The organism is Microbulbifer sp. ABF4_148, from assembly GCF_056158985.1.
Genome location: NZ_JBSWUI010000001.1, coordinates 3663021 through 3686176 on the forward strand (window position 1 = coordinate 3663021; position 23156 = coordinate 3686176).

Sequence of the window (23156 nt, forward strand, 5' to 3'; positions counted from 1 at the left end):
TGGGTTTGGGATTGAGTTCGCGGCCTTCAGCGGGTAATTTAGGCAGCCCTGCCAGTGTTATTGGCAGTGACTACCGATTCATTCCGCCAGAAAGTTTGCTGTAACATCATGAGCCATTCGTCCGAGCAGAAATCCCAGGCTAGCGTCACCTGCCCTACCTGCAAAAAGCCCATCGAGTGGAGTGACCGCTTCCCCTTCCGCCCTTTTTGCAGCGAGCGCTGCAAGCTGATCGACCTGGGCGAGTGGGCCAGCGAAGGCCATCGGATCCCCGGTGAGCCAGTCTACGATGATGTGTTGAGTGAAGACCTGGACCCGAATCAGACCAGGCATTGAGCCCCTATCGATGCCTTTTCGCGGCGTCCGCTCAGCCGGCCTGAGCGCCTTCGCCCGCCGCCAGGATTGCCGTCAGTATCGCGCGGTTAGCCTCGGGGAATGTGTATTCACCCAGTTCGGCAATCGGTACCCAGCGGGTTTCCTGCCCTTCTACCCCTCGCGGTATGCCGGAAAACTCGGTCACCCACCAGGTATCCAGTAGAACCCGTTTATCCGGATAGTCGTGTCGAATCTCGATCAGCGGCGCCTGGTCAATTACATCAATGTCCAGCTCTTCATGTAATTCGCGCGCCAGCGCCTGGGGGAGGGTCTCACCGGGTTCCACCTTCCCTCCCGGAAACTCCCACAGTCCGCCCATGTGCAAATGATCGGGACGTCGGGCAATGAGGATTTGCGCCGCCTCCGGATGGCATATGACTCCAACCGCAACGTGTACGACTTTTTTGTTCGCCTGCTTATCCATGAGGGTCATGGATACTTCTCCCGGTTTATTGATTGCGCTTGTACGGATAGAGCTCAGGTTCGATATTCCGCATTGATGGTCACGTAGTCGTGGGAGAAATCGCAGGTCCAGATATGTTCTGCGACTGCACCACGACCGAGGTCGACAGTGATCGCAAACGCCTCTTTGGAAAACACTTTTTCTCCGGCTTCCTCCGTGTAATCCGATGCGCGCCCGCCGGCTTCAACCACCTGAACATCATCCAGGTAGACATTCACCTGGCTCACGTCCAGATCGTCCACGCCCGCATTGCCAATGGCCATCACCAGACGCCCCCAATTGGGGTCGGATGCGTACAGGGCGGTTTTCACCAGCGGCGACTCCCCCACCTCAAACGCCACTCTTAGCGCCTCTTCAGAACTGGCCGCCCCCCGCACGTTGACGGTCACGAACTTGGTCGCCCCCTCTCCATCGCGCACAATCGCCTGAGCCAGTTCGATGTGCACAGCTTCGATCGCGGCCTTGAGCAGCTGATAGCTGTCTTCGTCAGGGTTGTCCAGATCAGGGCCGGTTTTCCCGGTGGCTATCAAAACGCAGGCATCATTCGTCGAGGTATCACCGTCCACACTAATGCGATTGAAAGACGCGGCCACCGATTCCTTTACCAAGCGATCCACCAGATGCTGAGGTACCCGCGCATCCGTCGCCACATAGGCGAGCATCGTGGCCATGTTGGGCTGGATCATTCCGGCCCCCTTTGCAATGCCCGCAACCGTGATTGTTTGGCCTCCGAGTTCCAGCGTGCGCTCGGCAACCTTGGGGCGCGTATCAGTAGTCATAATGGCCTTGGCCGCTGCCAGCCAGCCAGTCTCAGCCAAGCGATCAACCGCCAATGGCATCGCCGCTTCGATGCGCTCGTAGGGCAGATGCTCACCAATGACACCGGTACTGAAGGGCAAGACCTGCTGCTCGGCGACGCCGAGTGCGCTCGCCGCAGCCGCGCAACAGGCACGCGCGGCAACGATACCTTTCTCGCCGGTGGCCGCATTCGCATTGCCCGCATTAATCAGCAGCGCGCGAACTGGCGCCGCGGCAAGATTCTGCCTGGCCAACGTAACAGGAGCCGCGCAAAACGCATTCTGGGTAAACGTCGCGGAAACCGCCGCCCCTTCGTCCAGAGCGATCAACAACAGGTCGTCTCGCTGCCAATCCTTGATTCGGGCTGGCACGCTGGAGAGACGCACACCGGGTACACACAGGGAAGAGAAATCAGGCATTGTGCTGCGGCGATTGCCGCTCCTTAGGTTTCGAAAAGCGGGTGTAAAAGGCGCAGCCCGGATGGCTCGGGCAGACAACGCCCCCACCAAAGGCAGGGGCGTCATATTGGGATTTATGGCGCAGACGCAGAAGAGGTCAGTTTGCCGTGGCAATTCTTGTACTTTTTGCCACTGCCGCAAGGACACGGCTCGTTGCGACCCACCTTGGGACCGCGTCGCTGCGGTTCCGCTGGTGCGGGCTCACCTTCGGCTTCGGGCATGGCGGAAGCTTGCGCATGCTGCAGCTCGAGCTGCTGACGACGCTGGGCTTCCAGGCGCTGGCGCTCCATTTCCTCAATTTGCTCACGGGTCATCGGCTCCACATGCGCCAGCATACGGATCACGTCATGCTTGAGACTATCCAGCAGGCTCTGGAACAAGTGGAAAGACTCGCGTTTGAACTCCTGTTTCGGGTTCTTGTTCGCGTAAGCGCGCAGTCCGATACCGGCACGCAGGTGATCCATGCTCGATAGATGTTCTTTCCACAACTGGTCCAGAACCTGCAACATGACCTGGCGCTCGATGTTCGCCATCATGTTGGCGTCGCCAGTACTCTCGCCAATACGAACAACTTTCGCGTCGTAGGCATCCTGGGCGGCAGTGACGATTTTTTCCCGCAAGCTTTCTTCATGCAGGGTGCTGTCTTCCTCGAGCCACTGCTGAAGCGGCAACTCCAGGGCAATCTCGCTCGCCAACTGTTTCTCAAGCCCGGGGATATCCCACTGCTCTTCAACACTTTGCGGGGGAACGAACGCAGAAATCATACCGTTTACTACGTCATCGCGAATGGCGGTAACGGTGTCGGTGATGTCTTCGGCTTCGAGCAGCTCATTGCGCTGGCCGTAAATCACCTGACGCTGGTCGTTGGCCACATCATCATATTCCAGCAGCTGCTTACGAATATCGAAGTTGCGACCCTCGACGCGGCGCTGCGCTTTCTCGATGGCGTTGGACACCATGCGGTGCTCGATGGCTTCGCCGCGCTCCATGCCCAGCATTTGCATGAAATTCTTGACCCGATCAGAGGCAAAAATTCGCATCAGGCTGTCTTCGAGAGACAGGTAGAATCGGGTTACCCCGGGATCACCCTGACGACCGGCGCGACCACGCAGCTGGTTATCGATACGGCGGGATTCGTGGCGCTCGGTACCGATAATGTGCAGGCCACCCGCTTCAATCACGGTGTCATGGCGCTGCTGCCAATCCGCCTTGATCTGCTCGATCTCGGCTTCGGTGGGCGCTTCACCTTTCTTTTCGTGCAGCGCATTGATCTCTGCTTCCCAGTTGCCGCCAAGCACGATATCGGTACCTCGACCGGCCATATTGGTGGCAATGGTCACGGTGCCGGGACGGCCGGCCTGAGCAATAATCTGGGCTTCTTTCTCGTGGTATTTGGCATTCAGCACCTGGTGCTTGATATTCGCCTTGGCCAGGAGTTTGGACATCTCTTCCGACGTTTCGATAGAAGCGGTACCTACGAGAATCGGCGCCTGCTTGTCACGGCAGTACTTGATGTCTTCGATGATGGCTTCCATCTTCTCGTCTTTGGTGAGATAGACGAGGTCATTCAGGTCCTGACGCTGGATCTCCCGGTTGGTGGGAATCACCACGACGTCGAGACCATAGATCTGGCGGAACTCGAATGCTTCGGTGTCCGCTGTACCGGTCATACCAGACAGTGTCGGATAGAAACGGAACAGGTTCTGGAAGGTGGTGGAGGCCAGGGTCTGGCTCTCGCTCTGGATCTGTACACCCTCTTTCGCTTCGAGCGCCTGGTGCAGGCCTTCGGACAGGCGACGGCCCGGCATGGTCCGGCCTGTATGCTCATCGATCAGCACCACCTGGCCGTTCTGGACGATGTAATCCACATCCCGGTTAAACAGCACATGCGCACGCAGGGCGGCGTGAACATGGTGGAGCAACCCTAGGTTGGACGGCGCGTAGAGAGAATCCTCGTTCTTGAGGAAACCGTTGCGTGACAGCAACTCCTCGACCAGCTGATGCCCTTCTTCGTTGAGTTCCACCTGACGGGTTTTCTCGTCCACCGTGTAATGGCCTTCTGCGCCCTCTTCCGCACGCTCCAGGCGCGGGACGAGCTTATTCATCGCCATATAAAGTTCAGAGGAGTTTTCCGCTGCACCGGAGATAATCAGCGGGGTGCGCGCCTCATCGATCAGGATGGAGTCCACCTCATCGACAATGGCAAAGTGCTGTGGACGCTGGGTACGGTCTTCCTTGCGCAGGACCATATTGTCGCGCAGGTAGTCAAAACCAAACTCGTTGTTGGTACCGTAGGTAATATCGGCCTGATAGGCGTCTTTTTTGTCATCCGGGTGCTGCTGGGACACGATAACCCCCACGCTCAGCCCCAGGAACTCATATACCGGACGCATCCAGTTGGCGTCGCGACTGGCCAGATAGTCGTTGACCGTCACAATATGAACGCCCTTGCCTTCGAGGGCATTCAGGTAGGCCGGCAGGGTCGCAACCAGGGTTTTACCTTCACCGGTGCGCATTTCGGCAATGCGGCCCTCGTGCAGGGTCATGCCGCCAATCAACTGAACGTCAAAATGACGCAGGCCGAGGGTACGCTTACCGGCTTCTCGAACCGCAGCAAAGGCCTCCGGGAGCAGCTGGTTGAGGGTCTCCCCCTGTGCCAGGCGCTGTTTGAACTCATCCGTTTTGGCCTTCAGGGCCGCATCATCTAGCTGGCTATAGTCTTCTTCGAGCGCATTGATCTTCGCCACAGCGCGGCGCATGCGCTTCAGTTCGCGGTCGTTTTTCGATCCAAAGACCGCTTTTATCAGTTTGCCAATCATTATTCAGGAACCACTCAATCAATATGCAGTGCCGGCCAGTCAGGCCGGGGGCTACGTGCAACCCCGTACCGGGATTCAGTAAGGGGTGCAAGTAAACAGGAAGGCGCCAGCGCTGGCAACTCCCTCGGAGGCCAGAGCTCGGCAGTATGAAAGGATAGTTGTTATCTGCCTGTGCGGCGGATGTATGAAGCGGGGTCTACTGCCCGATTATGCTTGTAGACTTCAAAATGCACATGAGGACCGGTCGAACGACCACTGGACCCCATCTCTGCGATCACCTGGCCGCGCTTGACCACGTCACCGACTTTGACCTTGAGCTTGCTGTTGTGACCGTAGCGGGTCTTGTACCCGTTACCGTGGTTGATTTCCACCAGCTGGCCGTAGCCGTAGCGATCATCTGCCCAGGTCACGACGCCAGCGGCCACCGACACAACATCGGAGCCCATCTTGCCGGCAAAATCGACACCTTTATGCCAGGAACGGCGCCCGCTGAACGGGTCGGTGCGATAGCCATAACGAGAAGACATCCAGCCGCGGGAGATGGGGCGCCCCGCAATAAACTGGGCATCGGCAAGCTCTCGCTTCGCCAGCAACCCTTCGAGGGTCTCAAGCTGCATCTGGCGATCTTCCACCTGATGGGACAGCCCTTCGATGGCCTCCAAAAGATCCGGCGCCTGATAAGGCAATTCTGCCGCACCCGCGATACCGGGGTCTTCCGGACCACCCAGGGCGGGGGAACTACCAAACTGGAATTCGCCTTCGTCGAGATTCGCGACACTGGTGAGACGCTCGCCCAGCGCATCCAGGCGGGTCAGACGGGCCTGCATTTCCGCAAGCTTTACGGTCATGGCCGCAAGTTTCTCGCGCGCCTGTTTATCCGCCTCGTCGATCTGCTCCTGCTGTTTACGCAGCGCCTTTCCCCAGGCCTTGGCAGTACGGGAGTCGATGACGTCAGAATCTGAGCCAGTGATAGAGGTGCCGGCAAGGAATGCGCCAACTGGCATACCGATGAGGCACAGCCCCAGCAATGCACGGCTGAGTCCGCCAAAACGGAAACTGCGGGTTGTGGCCCCGCGCTCACTGATGAGAATAATTTTCATATCAGGCGTGTCTGGATCGCAATACGTTATAGGTTTTACTTGTGATCACGCTGGTCGCGGAACGTCCGCGTGCATGCACCCCTGCATGCTGCTATACGAAACAGTGCCACCACAAATGGCATCAATGTCATGACGACTGTTTCCACGCCTTCCAATGGCTACCGGCTGGCCAAGTATTCCGGTGCACTGCATCCACAGTACCACTGACCAACCATCAAAACTGTGCACCGGCACATAAATGCCCCTGGCACACAGTAAAAAGCCGGCAATTTCCATGCCGGCTTTGCAAAATTTGTCTAATCAGACTGCCAGGATTGGCTTCACGTAGGAGATCGGTGCTTCTTCCTGCTCTCCCTCAAACGTGACCATTTCCCAGGCATCTTCCTGCGCCATCAGTGTACGCAGGGACTTGTTGTTCAAAGCATGACCAGATTTGAACGCCTTGAACTCACCGATCACGCTGGTACCCAGCAGGTACAGGTCACCGATGGCATCGAGAATCTTGTGCTTAACGAACTCATCCTCGTAGCGCAGGCCGCCTTCGTTAAGGATGCGATACTGGTCGATCACAATCGCGTTATCGACGCTACCACCTTGCACCAGGCCTTTGGAGCGCAGGTACTCAATTTCGTGCATAAAGCCGAAAGTACGCGCACGGCTCACTTCTTTTACGAAGGAGGTGCTGGAGAAATCCACAGAAGACGACAGGTTGCGTCCCTGGAATACCGGATGGTCAAAATCAATGGTGAAGGACACCTTGAAGCCGTTAAACGGCAGGAAGCTCGCGACCTTGTCGCCTTCTTCCACGGTGACCGGACGCTTGATGCGCAGGAACTTCTTCGGCGCAGACTGCTCCTGAATACCCGCAGACTGGATCAGGAATACAAACGGGCCAGCGCTTCCGTCCATGATCGGGACTTCCTGAGCGCTCAGCTCGACAATCGCGTTGTCGATACCCAGTCCCGCCATCGCGGACAGCAGGTGCTCGACGGTTGCCACACGCACATCGCCTTTAACCAGCGTGGTGGACAACAGGGTGTCACCGACGTTCTCTGCACGCGCCTCGATCTCGACTACCGGGTCGAGGTCTACGCGACGGAACACAATGCCACTATCAACCGGAGCCGGTTTCAGGGTCAGCACTACCTTTTTACCGGTGTGCAGGCCCACGCCCGTGGCGCGAATAGCATTTTTGAGAGTACGCTGCTTGATCATGTATCGGTTTTTTCCCGTTAAGTAAACGGCACTTGTGCCAAAGCGAGCCGGCAAGGATAGCAAAAAAATAACGCCAAAACTACAGCTGGGGCAGCAGTCACAGCATTTTCCCGGGCTGGTTAGTCAGCCCTAACTATCAGAATAGTCCAGTGATCGCGGGGCGACGACCGGGACGCCATAAGACGCCTTGCTTACCCACGGGCGAACCGAATGCAGCGATCCCACCGGGCCCCTGCCCGGCCCGAGGGCCGGGCGGACATGAGCAGGGGGCCCTGCGGGATCACTTTCCCGCTAGTCTGCCTGGCGGCGCAGGAAGGCCGGAATATCGAGGTATTCCATATCATCGGCCATTCCCAGGGAGGCAGCCGTGCGCTTCGGACGCTCCGTCTCCAGTGAGCGAGCTTCCGGTGCTTCCCGAGTCGGCGTCGGGGCCGGCGCCGGCGGGACTTCGCGTGCGTCCTTGCGCAGGGTATTGTCGACGACCTTTTTCGGTCGCGCCGCCTGCTCCGCTACGTCACCGAGACCGGCCGCGACAACGGTTACCCGCATTTCGTCACCCAGCTTGTCGTCCACCGCAGTGCCAATCACTACCGTGGCATCATCAGAAGCAATCTCCTGCACAATCTCTGCCACTTCGGAGTACTCACCCAGTGTCAGTTCCTGGCAGCCAGCCTCCTCACTTCCGGTGATGATATTCACCAGAATACCGCGGGCACCCTGCAGGTTGACGTTATCCAGCAGCGGACTGCGAACAGCTTTCTCAGCCGCTTCACGCGCGCGGTTCTCGCCAACGGCAGCACCAGAGCCCATCATGGCCATACCCATCTCGGACATCACGGTACGTACATCGGCGAAGTCTACGTTCATGATTCCCGGGCGGATCATCAGGTCCGCAATGCCCTGAACCGCACCCAGCAATACGTTGTCGGCTTCCTTATAGGCGGCCTTCATGGTGATCTTGCCACCCAATACTTCGATCAGGCGATCATTGGGGATCGTAATCAGGGAGTCGACCTTGTCGCGGAGCTCCAGAATACCCTCTTCCGCCACCACCGAACGCTTCTTGCCTTCGAGCTTGAACGGGCGGGTAACCACCGCGACCGTCAGGATGCCGAGATCCTTGGCAATCTCCGCGACGATCGGCGCTCCACCGGTGCCAGTACCGCCACCCATGCCCGCAGTGATGAACACCATATCGGCACCCTGCAAAACTTCGGCGATACGATCGCGATCTTCCAGAGCGGACTGACGACCAACATCCGGGTTGGCGCCAGCGCCGAGACCACGGGTAATGGTGTTACCCAACTGAAGGATGGTGCGCGCCTCTACATCTTTCAGCGCCTGTGCATCGGTGTTGGCGCAGATGAAATCCACACCGTCCACTTCACTCGCGATCATGTGCTTGACGGCATTACCCCCACCGCCGCCGACACCGATCACTTTGATTACAGGCTTATCCTGTACGCTATCAACGAGTTCGAACATTACTGTTCCCCTTTTTTGCTCATGTCAATTTTTGTTTTCGATCCCTAGTACAGCTGGTCGCCTCCGCGACCCGCCGCTATTTTTTACAGGTTGCCGCGGAACCAGTGTTTGACCTTGTCCCACCACTGATTGTCATTGCTCGCTGGACGCTTGCCCCCACGCTGAGTGTCTTCCTGCTGCATGGCATGCATCAACAGACCAACACCGGTGGAATAGATCGGATTGCTCACAATATCGGTCAGACCCGATACCCCCTGCGGCACCGCGAGACGCACTGGCATATGGAAAATTTCTTCCGCGAGTTCGACCGCGCCTTCCATCTTCGAGGAGCCTCCGGTCAACACAACGCCAGCCGCACAAAGATCCTCAAATCCGCTGCGGCGCAGCTCCGCCTGTACCAGCGTAAACAGCTCGTCGTAACGCGGCTCAACCACCTCTGCCAGTGCCTGACGGGAAAGATCGCGCGGCGCACGGTCACCCACACTCGGCACCTTGATGGTCTCGCCTTCGCGCGCCAGCTTTGCCAGAGCGCAGGCATACTTGATCTTCAGCTCTTCCGCATGAGGCGTCGGTGTGCGCAGTGCCATCGCAATATCATTCGTGACCTGATCCCCGGCGATTGGAATTACTCCGGTATGGCGAATCGAACCACCGGTAAAAACCGCGATATCTGTAGTCCCTCCGCCGATATCTACCATGCAGACCCCGAGCTCTTTCTCGTCGTCTGTCAGTACCGCGTAGCTGGAAGCCAACTGTTCGAGGATGATGTCCTCCACTTCGAGGCCACAGCGACGGATACATTTCTCAATATTCTGTGCCGCATTCACTGCGCCGCTGACGAGATGTACTTTCGCCTCCAGGCGCACGCCAGACATTCCCAGCGGCTCCTTCACGCCTTCCTGGTTATCGATGAGATATTCCTGTGGCAGGGTGTGCAGAATTTTCTGGTCAGCAGGGATGGCTACCGCGCGCGCCGCATCGATGACCCGATCCAGGTCTTGCTGGGTCACTTCGCGATCCTTGATCGCCACGATGCCGTGGGAGTTCAAGCTGCGAATATGACTACCGGCAATGCCTGCATAGACCGAGTGAATCTCGCATCCCGCCATCAATTCAGCTTCCTCAACTGCTCGCTGAATCGACTGCACAGTGGACTCGATATTCACCACCACACCGCGCTTCATGCCGGTGGACTTATGGGATCCAATGCCGACGATGTTCAACCCACCCTCGGCGTCGACTTCGCCAACAATGGCCACCACCTTGGATGTCCCGATATCCAGGCCAACAATCATTCGGTTGTCGGATGCTTGCGTCATTTTTGTACCAACCTTGCTTAACTTTCTTCCAGTCCGCATTGGGAATAACGGACCAGATTCCAGCTATCGCTTTTACTGTTATCTCTTTGGCTGACAAATCTGCCAGCTCTATTTTGCTTCTTCGTTTTCCTTCCAGCGTACAGCCAATGCATTGCTGTACCGTGCGTCAACCCGGGCAACCTTGCCCAGATGTGGAGCCAAGACCCCCCGGCTCAAATTCAGGAAGCGGTTTACCCGCTCCAACAACTCGTCATGCCCCAGGTGAAGCTCAATCCCTGACACCAGTTCCAGATGCCACCCCGCCAGATCGTCGAAGGAAAGTCTTCGCACCTCCATATCCCGCGACGTCAGCAGCCTTGCCAGAGCCTGGTACTGCGTCATGATCCGCTCTACCAGTTCGTCGTCTCCCGCAAGCTCCGGCAGCCTGCCAGCCTGCAAGCCCGGCGGTCGTGGCAACAGCTCGCCGCTTGCAACCAGCAAACGCTCCCCGCCCCACACCGCCAGAGGACGCGCCTCCTCGACGGTAACCTCAACACCTCTGGGCCAGCGGCGACTGACGCTCGCCGCCGTGATCCAGGGATGCGCGAGCAATGCCGATCGCATCCCCTGAATGTCCAGGCCGAAAAAACCTCCGCCCAGAAACGGCAACATCAGGTTCTCGAGTTCCTCCTGCGAAACCGCTGCAAAAGGCGCCTGCACCTTGACCTGATCCAGCGCATCCACCCTGGCCAGCGCCTCTACCGGCGCACGCTGCCATAACCAGATCGCACCAAAAGCCAGACCGCCAACCGTCGAGGTCATAAGCAGTACCAGCGCCAACGTACGCAGTAAGCCACTGCTTTCTGCAGGCTCGGCCCTGCGCTTCGCGCTGGCACCACGGGCGACGCTCTGGTTGCGCTTGCCCGATTTCTTTTTCTTACCGGAAACCGGCGTTTTACCCGCTTTCTTTTCCTTCACGGCCACTGGATCACTGTTCGCTATCACCGAGACGCCAGGCAGCAAGCTGTTGCGCCAGCGCACCCACATTGCCCGCCCCCTGGGTCAACACGATATCGCCCGGCTCGACCAGGTCGGCCACCAACGGCGGAACCTGCTCCACCGTTTCTACAAAAATCGGATCCACCTGGCCGCGATTGCGCAAACTGCGCGCCAGGGTTCGACCGTCCGCCCCGGGTATAGGGGCTTCACCCGCACTGTACACATCCAGCAAGATGAGTTTGTCGACCTGCGACAACACTTGTACAAAGTCCTCGAACAAATCCCGCGTGCGGGTGTATCGATGCGGCTGATAGATCATCACCAGTCGACGATCAGGCCAGCCGTCGCGCACCGTCTGGATGGTTGCCGCCACTTCCCGTGGGTGGTGCCCATAATCATCCACCAGCATCACTTTCTCAGCGTCGGACTCGTCACTCACCGAGTAACTTCCAAAAATCTGGAAGCGTCGCCCTACCCCCTGGAAACCAGCGAGGCCCGCTTTAATGGCCTCGTCTCCAATCCCCTCATCCGTCGCCACGGCAATTGCCGCAGTGGCATTGAGTACGTTATGGATGCCAGGCGTGTTCACCGTGACATCCAACACACTGCCATCTGGCCGGTGCACACTGAAGTGACTGCACAGCGGCTCCTGTTTCACATCCAAAATCCGGAAGTCATTGCCTTCCTCGAAACCGTAGGTTGCGACCGGACGCGAAAACTTCGGAATCACTTCCTGCACATGCACGTCATCACCGCATACCACTGCCAGGCCATAAAACGGCAGGTTATGGACGAAATCGACAAAGATCTGTTTTACCTTCTCGAAATCGCCTCCGTAGGTTTCCATGTGATCAGCGTCGATATTGGTGATCACAGTCACCATCGGTTGCAGATGAATAAACGAGGCATCGCTCTCGTCGGCTTCTGCAATCAGGTAGCGACTCTCACCCAACGCCGCATTGGTTCCCGCAGCGTTGACCAGCCCACCAATCACAAAAGTGGGGTCTTTCTTGTCCGCCGCAAAGATCGAGGAGATCAAGCTGGTCGTAGTCGTCTTGCCATGGGTACCCGCCACCGCAATGCCGTAGCGATACCGCATCAGCTCGCCGAGCATTTCTGCCCTGCGCACAACCGGGATACGGTTTTCCCGTGCTGCGGTCAGCTCCGGGTTATCCCCGTAAATCGCCGACGAGTTCACCACCACATCCACTCCGCGGATATTATCGGCGGTGTGCCCAATAAAAATTTTCACACCCAGGTCCCGTAAGCGCTTGGTCACCCGCGACTCTTTGAGGTCGGAGCCGGACACTTCATATCCCTGGTTGTGCAGGACTTCAGCGATGCCACTCATGCCAGCGCCGCCAATACCAATAAAGTGGATACGGCGAATACGACGCATGGTCGGCACACTAAATACGTCTGCTACCATTTCTTTTTTTATCGTCATACCCAATACCACCTCATCGCTTATTCACTTCTTCAGCGCAAACCTGCAATACCCGTGTGGTTGCATCTGTGGTCGCAACTGCACGTGCGGCTTCCGCCATCGCCAGTAATTTGTCTGGCTGTCCAAACAGGTCCGCCAACGTTGCGGCCAAAGCTTCCGGCGTCAACGTGTCCTGCGGAAACACCTGTGCGCCGCCCGCCGACTGCAGCCATTCGGCGTTCTTTGTCTGGTGATCATCAATCGCAAATGGGAATGGCACCATCAGGGCCCCCACGCCAGCAGCTGCGACCTCAGATACGGTCAACGCACCCGCGCGACATACAAGCAGATCAGCCTGCCCATAAGCCAATGCCATATCGCCGATAAACGGCACCACTTCTGCTTCAATGCCAGCCTGCTTATAGGCAGCCTGCGCCAGCTCCAGGTGCCGCTGGCCAGCCTGATGCACAATCTGCGGCCGAAGCTGCTCGGGCAGCGCAGCGACGGCGCGTGGCACCAGCTCATTAATCGCTACCGCTCCGAGACTGCCGCCGAGCACCAGAAGGCGCAGCGGACGCGTAGCGCCAATCCTTTCAGCGGGATCCGGCAATTGGGCAATCTCTTCACGGACCGGATTACCGACCTGTTCAGCACGGGGCAAACCACTGCGAAAGGCTTCGAGAACACGATCGGCGATCTTTGCCAACAGGCGATTGGTTGTCCCGGCGACGGCATTTTGCTCATGGATAATCAACGGCACGCGGGCCAGCTTTGCAGCGACACCGCCAGGGCCCGTCGCAAAACCACCAAAGCCCAGCACGCCATCGGGCCGCACCTTGCTAATCACACTGCGCGCTTGCCAGACTGCCTGACTGATCTGCAAGGGGGCTTTCAACAGCGCCAGCTTGCCTTTTCCGCGAATGCCTTCCACGGTAATAAAGTTGAGCGGAATGCCCGCTTCCGGGATCAGCTGCGCTTCGATACCACGCGCAGTACCGAGCCACTCAACCTCCGCACCGGCGGCAATCAGGGCCCGCGCAACGGCCAGAGCCGGAAACACATGCCCCCCGGTACCGCCGGCCATCACCAAAAACTTCTTGCCTGCGAAGGCCTGCTCGTCAGACATCATCACGCGGCCTCCTCTTTCGGTCCGTCGCCCAGCTGGCTCGGATTAAAAATGGGTAACTTCTTAACGCGTGACTTGCCACTCTCGGAGCGACCGCTTTTGCGCGAATCTGCACTCTGCATCTCAATTTGCACACGTAACGCCAGGGCGAACAGGCCACAACACACCACCAGGCTACTGCCACCTGAACTGACAAACGGCAACGTCAACCCTTTGGTCGGGAGCAGCCCCGATGCCACACCCATATTCACGAAGGCCTGGCCAGCAAATAGCACGGCGATACCGAAAACCAGCAGTGCCGCAAAAAATTCCTGACGCGAAAGCGCCAAGCGCACCAGTCGCAACAATGCCCAGCTAAGCGCGACAAACAGTCCGATCACCAACAATCCGCCGACCATGCCCCACTCTTCGGAAAGAATCGCGAAAATAAAGTCTGTATGCGCTTCCGGGAGATAAAACAGCTTCTGCACGCTGTTCCCCAGGCCCACGCCAAACCATTCTCCACGACCAAACGCGATAAGCGATTGGGTCAACTGGTAGCCACTCGCAAACTGATCCCCCCAGGGATCGAGAAACGTTGTCAGCCGCTGTAAACGGTATGGACTCAAAAGTGCCATGAGCGCCAATGCGCTCGCGGCCAGCCCGACGAGCGTGAAGGTATGCGGCAATCGCGCACCAGCCAGGAAAACCATCGCCAGCACGGTGCCGGAAATCACCACAACAGACCCGAAATCCGGCTGCGCAAGTAACAGCAGCGCGACTGATCCCAGGATGAATACCGGGATCATGAAACTACTCCAATGACGCAGCTCGCGATTACGCCGGGTCAGAAAGCTGGCAAAAAACACCAGCAAACAAAACTTCGCCACTTCCGCCGGCTGCACCGTGATCGGTCCGAACACCAGCCAACGGCGACTGCCATTCACTTCTCGGCCAATTCCCGGCACGAGGACCACCAGCAGCAGCAACGTGGCAAACAGCAACAAGGGCCAGGACAGACGTGACCACACCGATAGCGGAATCTGGCTGACCACCAGCGCCACGATCGCGCCGAGCACCAAGAACACCAGGTGACGCTTGAGGAAATACCACGGGTCTCCATAAAGGTCGGCAGCGTAGGCAATCGAAGCAGAAGCCACCATCACGACGCCGATGCTGGCGAGCGCCAGCACGCAGAATGGCAACACCCAATTGGCATCAAACTGTTGCGACAGTGCCGGGGTATGCTTTTCGCTCATTGCGCACCCCCGACTTGTGATGCCTGCGTCTGCAGCTCGGCTACCGCCTTGCAAAAATCTTCGCCGCGCGCTTCAAAGTTACGATACATATCAAAGCTCGCGCAGGCGGGAGACAACAGGACGTAATCGCCTGGCCGCGCCATGGCCTTCGCTGAGGCTACGGCCTCTGTCATCGTCTCTGCGCGTGCGACAGGCGTTTCGCCCCCGAACACAGAGGCGACCTTGTCACCATCAACACCAATGGCAACCAGACCACGCAGGGCATTTGCCGACTTTGCAAGGGGTGAGAAATCTGCGCCTTTCCCGTCACCTCCAGCGATCAGGACAATTTTCCGCTGCGCATCTGCCAACCCCTCAAGGGCGGCACCGGTGGCCCCGACATTGGTCCCCTTCGAATCGTTCACAAAGGTGACTCTATCGATATCCGCGACACGCTCACAGCGATGCGAGAGCCCATTAAATTCCCGCAGGGCTGCGAGCATTGATGCCATCGGCAGACCCACTGCATTCCCCAGCGCCAACGCAGCCAGGGCGTTGGCAACATTGTGCCGACCGACCATGCCGAGCTCTGACACCGGTAGCAAAGCCTCCGTACCCTGCGCCAGCATGGCCTGACCACCAATCTGCACAAGACCAAACTGTCGCAGGTCCGGCCGATCCAGGCCGAAACTCCACTCAATATGCTCCCGTGCAAGCGGGCCCCGGGTCAGGGGATCCGCACGGTTAATGACAAACTGCTGGGCGTGGCGGTAGACACGCTGCTTGGCGCGATGGTAATCCGCCATCCCGGCATAGCGGTCCATATGATCCGCACTCATATTGAGGATGGTTGCCACCGTTGGCGCCAGAGTGAAAGTGGTCTCCAGCTGGAAACTGGAAAGCTCCAGCACATATAGTTCCGGCAATGCCTTGGTGAGCATGTCGAGTACAGGGATGCCAATATTGCCGCCGACCTGGACATCGACACCGGCGCGCTGCGCCATCTCACCAACCAGTGTTGTTACGGTGCTTTTGCCATTGGAGCCGGTGATCGCAACAATCTTTGGTGGCACTTCCAGCCCGTTGAGCTGCCGCGCAAACAATTCGATATCACCCACAATCGGGATCCCGGCTTCCGCCGCGGCGCGCAGCGCCGGCTCGCTCAGGGCAACTCCCGGACTGAGGATGATTTCACTGGCCGCCAGCAAGGTCTCCGGATTCAGTTCGCCGGTCTCGACCGCGACCTCAGGAAAGTCCTTCCGGAACGTTTCCAGTGCGGGAGGGGCTTCACGACTGTCGACCACAACGGGGACAGAACCTTCGCGCAGCAGGAAGCGCACTACCGATATCCCGGTAGCGCCCATGCCGACAACGACTTTTCTTTCCGATGTTGCGATCAGGGTCATTTATTCAGCCATCAACGCAGTTTCAAGGTGGCGAGGCCCAACAGGACCAGTACCACGGTAATAATCCAGAAGCGCACGATCACCCGCGGCTCCGGCCAGCCTTTCAATTCAAAGTGATGATGCAGGGGCGCCATGCGAAAAATGCGCTTTCCAGTCAGCTTGAAGGAGGCCACCTGCAAGATCACCGAAACGGTCTCCATCACGAAGACGCCGCCCATAATGAACAGTACGATCTCATGGCGGGTGATGACCGCGATAATGCCGAGCGCTGCCCCCAGCGCCAGTGCGCCCACGTCCCCCATGAAGACTTGTGCGGGGTAGGTGTTAAACCAGAGGAAGCCCAGTCCGGCGCCACCCAGTGCTGCACAGAATACGGCAAGCTCCCCGGCCCCATTGATGGAAGGAATATGCAGGTAAGTGGCAAACTCCACGTGCCCCACCAGATAGGCGATGACACCCAGCGCCGCACCCACCAGCACTGTGGGCATAATTGCCAGACCATCGAGACCATCGGTCAGATTCACCGCGTTACTGGTGCCGACGATCACGAAATACGTCAGCACGATAAAGAACACCGGGCCGAGATCAAACACGACATCCTTGAAGAAAGGCACAAAAAACTGGGTCTCTGCCGGACTGGTGGCACTCATATAGAGATACACTGCAGCGCCCAACCCGGCGATCGACTGCCAGAAGTATTTCCAGCGCGCGATTAGCCCACGTGGATTTTTCTCCACCACTTTCTTGTAATCATCGACAAAGCCTACCGCACCAAAAATAAAGGTTACGATCAGGGTGACCCACACGTAGCGATTGGAAAGGTCGGACCAAAGCAATGCCGAGGAAAAAATCGAGGCAAGGATCAACGTACCCCCCATGGTCGGGGTGCCTGACTTGCTCAAGTGCGTCTGCGGGCCATCATCCCGAACCGCCTGCCCCACCTGCAGCTGATTCAGCCAGGTGATCATGCGCGGCCCAACCAGCAGCGAAATGCCAAGTGCAGTCAATGCGCCCAGAATCGCGCGTACGGTCAGGTAGTTGAACACCGAAAAGGTGCTCACATGCTGTTGTAGTAATTCAGCCAGCCAAAGTAGCATTAGCCATTCCCCTCATTGATTCCCGACGCTTCCAGCGCCTGCGCCACCAACTCCATCCGTGCGCTGCGGGAACCTTTGACCAGCACGGTCGTGCCGATCTGCATTTCATGATCCAGCGCGGCAATCAATTGCTCGCGCTCTGTATAGTTGTGTAAGGTCCGATCCTGGCCTTTGGCAAAGGCCACACTCGCGGCCATACCCAGCGGGCCTGCCGTAAAGAGCTGGTCGACGCCCTTCTCCAATGCCAACTCACCCATTTCACGATGCATTTTTTCTGCATCAGGACCGAGCTCAGCCATATCCCCCAACACCAAAACCTTGCGACCCTCACGCTGGGAAAGCAGCTCGATCGCCGCGGCCACCGACCCGGGGTTGGCGTTATAGCTGTCATCGATAATCGTTGCGCCGCGACGCCCTGCTATTACCTGAAGACGCCCGGCAACGCCAACGGCTGCACAGAGGCCTGCTGCAATCTCAGCCGCGGGAATTCCAGCGGCAAATGCACATCCGGACGCAACCAGCGCGTTGTGCACGTTATGCTCACCCAGCAGGCGCAACTGCACTGGATGTGCAATTCCTTCTATCACCAGGTCAAAAGCCGGACATCCATGCTGATTAACCGAAATATTGGTTGCACTGATATCGCAATCGCTACCCAAACCCACCCGGGACACATTGATGCCCTCGGGCATATTCTCAAGCCAGTACTCCGCGTAGTTATCATCCGCATTCACTACCGCGCAGCCACCCGGCTCGAGGCTGGTGTAGATTTGGCCCTTGGCTGCAGCGATGCCATCGACCGAACCGAAACCCTCTACATGCGCCGGTCGCACATTGTTGACTGCCGTCACTTTCGGCTTGCCGATACCACACAAATATCCGATATCGTTCGGTCCGTTGGCGCCCATCTCCAGGATCAGCACATCATGACGCGACTCCAGTCCGAACAGCGTCATAGGCACGCCAAACTGGTTGTTGAGATTGCCCTGAGTCACACAGGGCGTATGTCGCTGGGAAAAAATCGCTGACAGCAAACCTTTGACAGTGGTTTTGCCACAGGAGCCAGTGATGCCAATCACAGGACCTTCAAACTGCTCGCGACACAAAAGACCAATCTGCCCGAGCGCTACCGTAGTGTCCGGTACCACCCACTGGGGCATGCTGCTCCCCTCGACAGGACGCTGCACCACCAGACCCAGCACTTTACCCTCGAGCTCTCCGGCAAAGTCATGGGCATCGAAGCTCTCGCCGACCAGAGCAACGAACAGCGCGTCTTCGTCCAACTTGCGCGTATCGGTACACACACGGTCAAAGGTCACCAAGCCATTCAAAAGCTCGCCGCCGAAACGTTCATACAGCGCCTGCAGATTTAACGGGCTGATCACTTGTCATCCTCCCTGTCCGCATCATCTCTGGCCCGCAACGCCTGCTGTGCATGCTCGCGATCACAGAAATGCAGTTTTTCATTACCAATGATCTGGTAATCCTCGTGCCCCTTGCCGGCAATCAGGACAATATCGCCGGGCTCGGCAGAGGTAACCGCGCGATGAATCGCCACCGCACGATCGGGCTCTACCTCGATGGTACTGGCCGCACCCTCGAGCACGTCGTCAATGATTTTCTGGGGATCTTCGCTGCGCGGATTGTCACTGGTGACAATGGCATGGTCCGCCATTTCAGAAGCGATGCGCCCCATTGGCGCACGCTTGCCGGTATCGCGATCACCACCACAACCAAACACGCACCAGAGGTTGCCGCGGCAATAGGGACGTGCCGCCGCCAGCGCTGCACGCAATGCTTCGGGGGTGTGCGCGTAGTCAACCAGCACGCCCACTTCCTCGCTGACCTCGCCCACTCTCTCCATCCGCCCGGGCACCGCGCGAATCTCGGGAAAGACCTCGAGAATACGCTCAAGTGGCATGCCTGCCGCAGCCACCGCTGCAACTACTGCCAGCGCGTTGTAGATGTTGAAATCACCAATCAAGGGGGCATTCAGCTCCCCGCTACCCCAGGGCGTATTCAGCTGAACGGTAAATCCGGTTTCATGGCGACGCAGGTCGTTGACGTGCAGGTCCCCGGATTGCAATCCGTAGGTGATCACTCGCAATCCGCGCAGGCGGCACCGCTCCGCCAATTGCGCACCAAATGGATCATCGATATTAATGACGCCGCGCTTTAGTTTCGGCAGCCCAAACAGCTTTTCCTTGGCCGCACCGTAAGCCGCCATGTTGCCGTGATAGTCGAGATGGTCGCGCGACAAGTTGGTGAAGATCGCGGTGTCGAAGACCAGTCCGTGCACTCGCCCCTGGGCAAGCGCATGAGACGAAACTTCCATCGCGCCAGCGCGCGCACCTTCAGCGAAAAATTCGGCATAGTCTGCCTGCAGTCGCACCGGGTCGGCCGTGGTCAGGCCGGTATCCTGAAGAGTGACATCCCCACCTTTCCAGATGCCGTTGCCGATGGTGCCCATCACCGAAGCACTGCCAAAATGGTGCGCCAGCAACTGCGTGGCCAGATAGGCACACGTGGACTTACCATTGGTACCGGTCACACCCACCAGATACATGGACTCGGTGGGGTGGCCATAAAAGCGCGCCGCGATTTCGCCAACTCTTTTGGCAAGCCCGGGCACCGCCACTACTGCCACACCCTTGCGGGTTTCAGTAGACAGCTTGTCGCTATCTGCCAACACCGCAGCCGCACCATTCTCAATGGCGGTATCGATGAATTCGCGTCCATCTACCACAGTGCCACGCAGCGCCATAAACATGTCGCCCGCGACCAGCTTGCGACTATCGAGACACACGCCGGAAACCTCAACGTCAGGAATACCGGCATAGCCCGGTACCAACTGCTGAATGGAAACTTTGCGCTGACTCACGATTTGCTACCTCTCTCGCTCAACTGCACAGCCAACTGCTGATCAGCAGGCGCAATATTTTCCGGCGGCACCTGCAACAGACGCATGGCACCACTCATCACCGCACCGAACACCGGTGCCGCTACCTCACCGCCGTAGTACTTGGCACGACGGGGATCATCAACCACAACCACCGCGGCCAGCCGCGGGCGATCAGCAGGGATAAAGCCCGCAAATACCGAGCGGTAGCGGTTATCCACATACCCTTCGCTGCCGACCTTATGCACGGTGCCGGTTTTTCCAGCGACGCGATAACCCTCTACCCCAGCGCGTTTACCAGTACCCTTGCTGCCAATGACGGTCTCCAGCATATCGGTGACCTGACCCGCCAGCGGCGCCTCCACGACCCGTTCGGGCGCAGCGCGTTTACTACCATCCAAAACGAGGGAAACCGGGCGCTTGAGCCCGGCATTGGCGAGTACACTGTAGGCCTGCGCCAACTGAACACCGTTAACTGTTAAACCGTAGCCGAAGGCAAAGTTGGCTAGTTCGATCGGGTGCCATCGACTGCGGCTGGGAAGAATCCCCGCCGCTTCACCGGGGAAGCCGCTACCCACCGCCTCTCCGAGGCCAAGTCGATAAAACAGTTCGCGCAAGGAATCTGGCTCCAGATCCATCGCCACCTTGGTGATACCCACCTGGCTCGATTTGGTAATCACGCTGGTCAAATCCAGCTGACCGTAATTCACCGGATCCACCAACGTTTTACCCGGCAAACGGATATAGCCCGGACTGGTGCTAATCGGGGTGTTTGGCTGATAGAGACCGCTCTCGAGGGCGGCCAGCGCAGTCAGCGGCTTCACGGTTGAACCCGGCTCAAACTGATCGATCAAGGCACGGTTCCGCATTGCCGCCGCGCCAACCCCGGCGCGATTATTCGGGTTGAACGAAGGCTGATTGGCCATCGCCAGTACTTCACCGGTATGCGTATCCAGGATCACCATAAAGCCGGAGGCCGCTTCATTTTCTGCCACGGCGCGCTTCAGCTCACGGTAGGCGAGGTATTGCAGGCGCATATCGATGGTGAGTTTCAGGTCCCTTCCCGGGCGCGCCTCGCGCTGTGTCGCGAGATCCTGCACCGTACGACCCTTCAGGTCCTTCACCACCTGTTGCTGCCCCGGCTCTCCGGTCAACCAGTCGTTGTAGGCGAGCTCGAGCCCTTCCTGGCCCCGGTCATCGATATTGGTGAAGCCAAGCAATTGCGCGACAACTTCACCCGCGGGATAGAAGCGACGATATTCCTTCTTGCTGTAGACCCCGGCAACATCCAACGCCAGCACCTGGCCAGCCTGCTCAGGGGTCTGATGACGGCGCAGGTACATAAACTCTTTATTGCGGTATTTTTCCAACCGCTGAGCGAGTTTCTTCGGTGAGGTTTCGAGTGCAGACGCAAGGGAGCGCAATTCACCCGCAGAGGCCTGCTTGAGCAATTGAGGATTCGCCCACAAGCTATGCACCGGCGTACTGACCGCCAACAGCTCGCCGTTACGATCAACAATGGCGCCGCGATACGCGGCTATTTCTTCGGTACGGATGGTGCGTGCGCGTCCCTGATCCTGCAGAAACTGGTAGCCGCGCTCCGTTTCAGGCAAGACCTGCAAACGCGCCAGGTGAAACACGAGGGCAAAAGCGAGCAGGCACAGCAGCACTGCCACCAGCGCAAAGCGCCAGCGGGCAATCCCCAACTGTGTCGGCTGCTTCTTTACAGCACCCATCCCATTGTCCCTGTACGTTTTCGTTGTAGTAAAAATTTACTCGGCAGAAACGAGCACCCGCTCTTTGGCGGTTGGAGCTCGCATCTTCAAATCTTCATGCGCAACCTGCTCGATCCGGCTGTAGGCCGACCAGGCACCACGCTCGAGCAAAAGCCTTTCCTGTTCGAAGCGCAGCTCATCTCGTGCTTTCTGGGCACCGACCAATTCGGCGGTCAATGCACGATTGCGCTGGGTCGTGTAGACCACACCCAGCGCTGAAGCGAGCGCCCCCAGCCAGAGCATCGAAACAGCCAACCACTGACGTGCACTCATCCCAGTTTCTCTGCCACGCGCATCACCGCGCTGCGGGAGCGCACGTTTTCCCCGACTTCCTGCGCCTCCGCCTTGACGGCCTTACCCAGCGCCCGCAAAGGCTTGTGAATTTCACGCTCCATCACCGGCAAACCCTTGGGTAATTTCGGACCGCGCTCTTTATCGCGGATCCAGCGCTTCACCATCCGGTCTTCCAAAGAGTGAAAGCTGATGATGACCAACCTGCCACCAACAGCGAGCAACTCCAGCGCCTGCTCCAGGGCTTTCTCCAGATCAGCCAGTTCAGCATTGATGTGAATCCTGATGGCCTGGAATACCCGGGTGGCAGGGTGCTTTCCCTTTTCCCACGCGGGATTCGCCGCTTTTACCACTTCCGCAAGATCCAGAGTGCGCACAAAGGGTTCATCCACCCTGCGCCGGGCAATGGCCGCTGCCATTCGCCGGGCAAACCGCTCCTCGCCATAATCCCGGAAGACCTGCGCCATCTCTTCTTCACTGGCGCTGTTCACCCAATCCGCCGCGTTGATACCGCGCGAGGTATCCATCCTCATGTCCAGCGGCCCATCCTGCATAAAGCTGAATCCGCGCTCAGCCTGATCCAACTGAGGGGAAGAAACCCCCAGGTCCAGCAGAACACCCGTCACACGGCCTTTTTCTGTCGCGGCGGCCTCGCCCATATCGGCAAAGGAACCGTGCCATATCTGAAAACGCGACTCGTCGCCAAAACGTTCTTTGGCAAACGCAATCGCCTGCGGATCTTTATCGATCCCCATCAATCGGCCGTTTTCACTCAGCTTTTCGAGAATGGCCGCGCTGTGACCACCACGACCAAAAGTGCCGTCGATATAAAAGCCACCGGGATCCGTTACCAGGGCGTCCACGGCTTCGCTTAACAACACACTGCGATGCAATTCCTGAGACACCCGGGTC

The 23156-nt window shown here is 58.1% G+C and carries 20 protein-coding genes; 2 read left to right on the plus strand and 18 right to left on the minus strand.

The window, feature by feature from the left end; translation table 11 throughout:
- The first annotated feature begins 108 nt into the window (after positions 1-108).
- Positions 109-333 (plus strand): DNA gyrase inhibitor YacG, encoded by a 225-nt coding sequence (gene yacG / locus ACXAD0_RS16145; protein WP_475089667.1) that lies wholly within the window; start codon positions 109-111, stop codon positions 331-333.
- Positions 334-364: 31 nt separating this feature from the next.
- Here yacG and mutT read toward each other — a convergent pair whose 3' ends face one another.
- The 4 genes from mutT to ACXAD0_RS16165 form a co-directional block, all read right to left on the minus strand.
- Entirely contained in the window at positions 365-805 is a 441-nt protein-coding gene (gene mutT / locus ACXAD0_RS16150; protein ID WP_475089668.1) for an 8-oxo-dGTP diphosphatase MutT, read from the minus strand.
- Between the two features lie 44 nt (positions 806-849).
- Positions 850-2052, minus strand: coding sequence for a bifunctional glutamate N-acetyltransferase/amino-acid acetyltransferase ArgJ (gene argJ, locus ACXAD0_RS16155; RefSeq protein WP_475089670.1), 1203 nt, complete (start codon positions 2050-2052; stop codon positions 850-852).
- 113 nt (positions 2053-2165) lie between these two features.
- The gene (gene secA / locus ACXAD0_RS16160) at positions 2166-4910 is read right to left on the minus strand and encodes a preprotein translocase subunit SecA (protein ID WP_475089672.1); all 2745 of its coding nucleotides are present in this window, start codon (positions 4908-4910) and stop codon (positions 2166-2168) included.
- Between the two features lie 161 nt (positions 4911-5071).
- Complete coding sequence (locus ACXAD0_RS16165; protein WP_475089673.1) at positions 5072-6010, minus strand: M23 family metallopeptidase; 939 nt, start codon at positions 6008-6010, stop codon at positions 5072-5074.
- A gap of 69 nt (positions 6011-6079) precedes the next feature.
- Between ACXAD0_RS16165 and ACXAD0_RS16170 the strand changes: the two genes are divergently transcribed.
- Positions 6080-6217 carry a hypothetical protein gene (locus tag ACXAD0_RS16170; RefSeq protein ID WP_475089674.1) on the plus strand — a complete coding sequence of 46 codons (138 nt, stop codon included), beginning with the start codon at positions 6080-6082 and terminating at the stop codon, positions 6215-6217.
- 93 nt (positions 6218-6310) lie between these two features.
- Here the strand turns inward: ACXAD0_RS16170 and lpxC are convergent, their stop codons facing one another.
- The 14 genes from lpxC to rsmH all read right to left on the minus strand — a co-directional run bounded on the left by lpxC (position 6311) and on the right by rsmH (position 23149).
- A complete protein-coding gene (gene lpxC, locus ACXAD0_RS16175) occupies positions 6311-7225 on the minus strand; it encodes a UDP-3-O-acyl-N-acetylglucosamine deacetylase (RefSeq protein WP_475089675.1) in 915 nt (304 codons plus the stop codon).
- 291 nt (positions 7226-7516) lie between these two features.
- Positions 7517-8710 carry a cell division protein FtsZ gene (ftsZ, locus tag ACXAD0_RS16180; RefSeq protein ID WP_475089676.1) on the minus strand — a complete coding sequence of 398 codons (1194 nt, stop codon included), beginning with the start codon at positions 8708-8710 and terminating at the stop codon, positions 7517-7519.
- An 83-nt stretch (positions 8711-8793) separates the two neighbouring features.
- On the minus strand, positions 8794-10029 hold the full coding sequence (gene ftsA, locus ACXAD0_RS16185; protein WP_475089677.1) for a cell division protein FtsA: 1236 nt from the start codon (positions 10027-10029) through the stop codon (positions 8794-8796).
- A 108-nt stretch (positions 10030-10137) separates the two neighbouring features.
- On the minus strand, positions 10138-11055 hold the full coding sequence (locus ACXAD0_RS16190) for a cell division protein FtsQ/DivIB (protein ID WP_475089678.1): 918 nt from the start codon (positions 11053-11055) through the stop codon (positions 10138-10140).
- A complete protein-coding gene (gene murC, locus ACXAD0_RS16195; protein WP_475089679.1) occupies positions 10997-12454 on the minus strand; it encodes a UDP-N-acetylmuramate--L-alanine ligase in 1458 nt (485 codons plus the stop codon). Before murC ends, ACXAD0_RS16190 begins: the two co-directional genes overlap by 59 nt.
- A 13-nt stretch (positions 12455-12467) precedes the next feature.
- Positions 12468-13562, minus strand: coding sequence for an undecaprenyldiphospho-muramoylpentapeptide beta-N-acetylglucosaminyltransferase (gene murG / locus ACXAD0_RS16200; protein WP_475090408.1), 1095 nt, complete (start codon positions 13560-13562; stop codon positions 12468-12470).
- The gene (gene ftsW / locus ACXAD0_RS16205; protein ID WP_475089680.1) at positions 13562-14797 is read right to left on the minus strand and encodes a putative lipid II flippase FtsW; all 1236 of its coding nucleotides are present in this window, start codon (positions 14795-14797) and stop codon (positions 13562-13564) included. Before ftsW ends, murG begins: the two co-directional genes overlap by 1 nt.
- Positions 14794-16182: a UDP-N-acetylmuramoyl-L-alanine--D-glutamate ligase gene (murD, locus tag ACXAD0_RS16210; protein ID WP_475089681.1), complete on the minus strand. Its 1389-nt coding sequence runs from the start codon at positions 16180-16182 to the stop codon at positions 14794-14796. The genes ftsW and murD overlap by 4 nt, the downstream gene beginning before the upstream one ends.
- 11 nt (positions 16183-16193) lie before the next feature.
- Entirely contained in the window at positions 16194-17279 is a 1086-nt protein-coding gene (mraY, locus tag ACXAD0_RS16215; RefSeq protein ID WP_475089683.1) for a phospho-N-acetylmuramoyl-pentapeptide-transferase, read from the minus strand.
- The gene (locus tag ACXAD0_RS16220) at positions 17279-18664 is read right to left on the minus strand and encodes a UDP-N-acetylmuramoyl-tripeptide--D-alanyl-D-alanine ligase (RefSeq protein WP_475089685.1); all 1386 of its coding nucleotides are present in this window, start codon (positions 18662-18664) and stop codon (positions 17279-17281) included. The genes mraY and ACXAD0_RS16220 overlap by 1 nt, the downstream gene beginning before the upstream one ends.
- A complete protein-coding gene (locus ACXAD0_RS16225) occupies positions 18661-20160 on the minus strand; it encodes a UDP-N-acetylmuramoyl-L-alanyl-D-glutamate--2,6-diaminopimelate ligase (protein ID WP_475089686.1) in 1500 nt (499 codons plus the stop codon). The genes ACXAD0_RS16220 and ACXAD0_RS16225 overlap by 4 nt, the downstream gene beginning before the upstream one ends.
- Positions 20157-21914 carry a peptidoglycan D,D-transpeptidase FtsI family protein gene (locus ACXAD0_RS16230; protein WP_475089687.1) on the minus strand — a complete coding sequence of 586 codons (1758 nt, stop codon included), beginning with the start codon at positions 21912-21914 and terminating at the stop codon, positions 20157-20159. The genes ACXAD0_RS16225 and ACXAD0_RS16230 overlap by 4 nt, the downstream gene beginning before the upstream one ends.
- A 36-nt stretch (positions 21915-21950) precedes the next feature.
- The gene (ftsL, locus tag ACXAD0_RS16235) at positions 21951-22226 is read right to left on the minus strand and encodes a cell division protein FtsL (protein WP_475089688.1); all 276 of its coding nucleotides are present in this window, start codon (positions 22224-22226) and stop codon (positions 21951-21953) included.
- Positions 22223-23149, minus strand: a complete 927-nt coding sequence (gene rsmH, locus ACXAD0_RS16240) for a 16S rRNA (cytosine(1402)-N(4))-methyltransferase RsmH (RefSeq protein ID WP_475089690.1) — start codon at positions 23147-23149, stop codon at positions 22223-22225. Before rsmH ends, ftsL begins: the two co-directional genes overlap by 4 nt.
- Between the last annotated feature and the right edge of the window lie 7 nt (positions 23150-23156).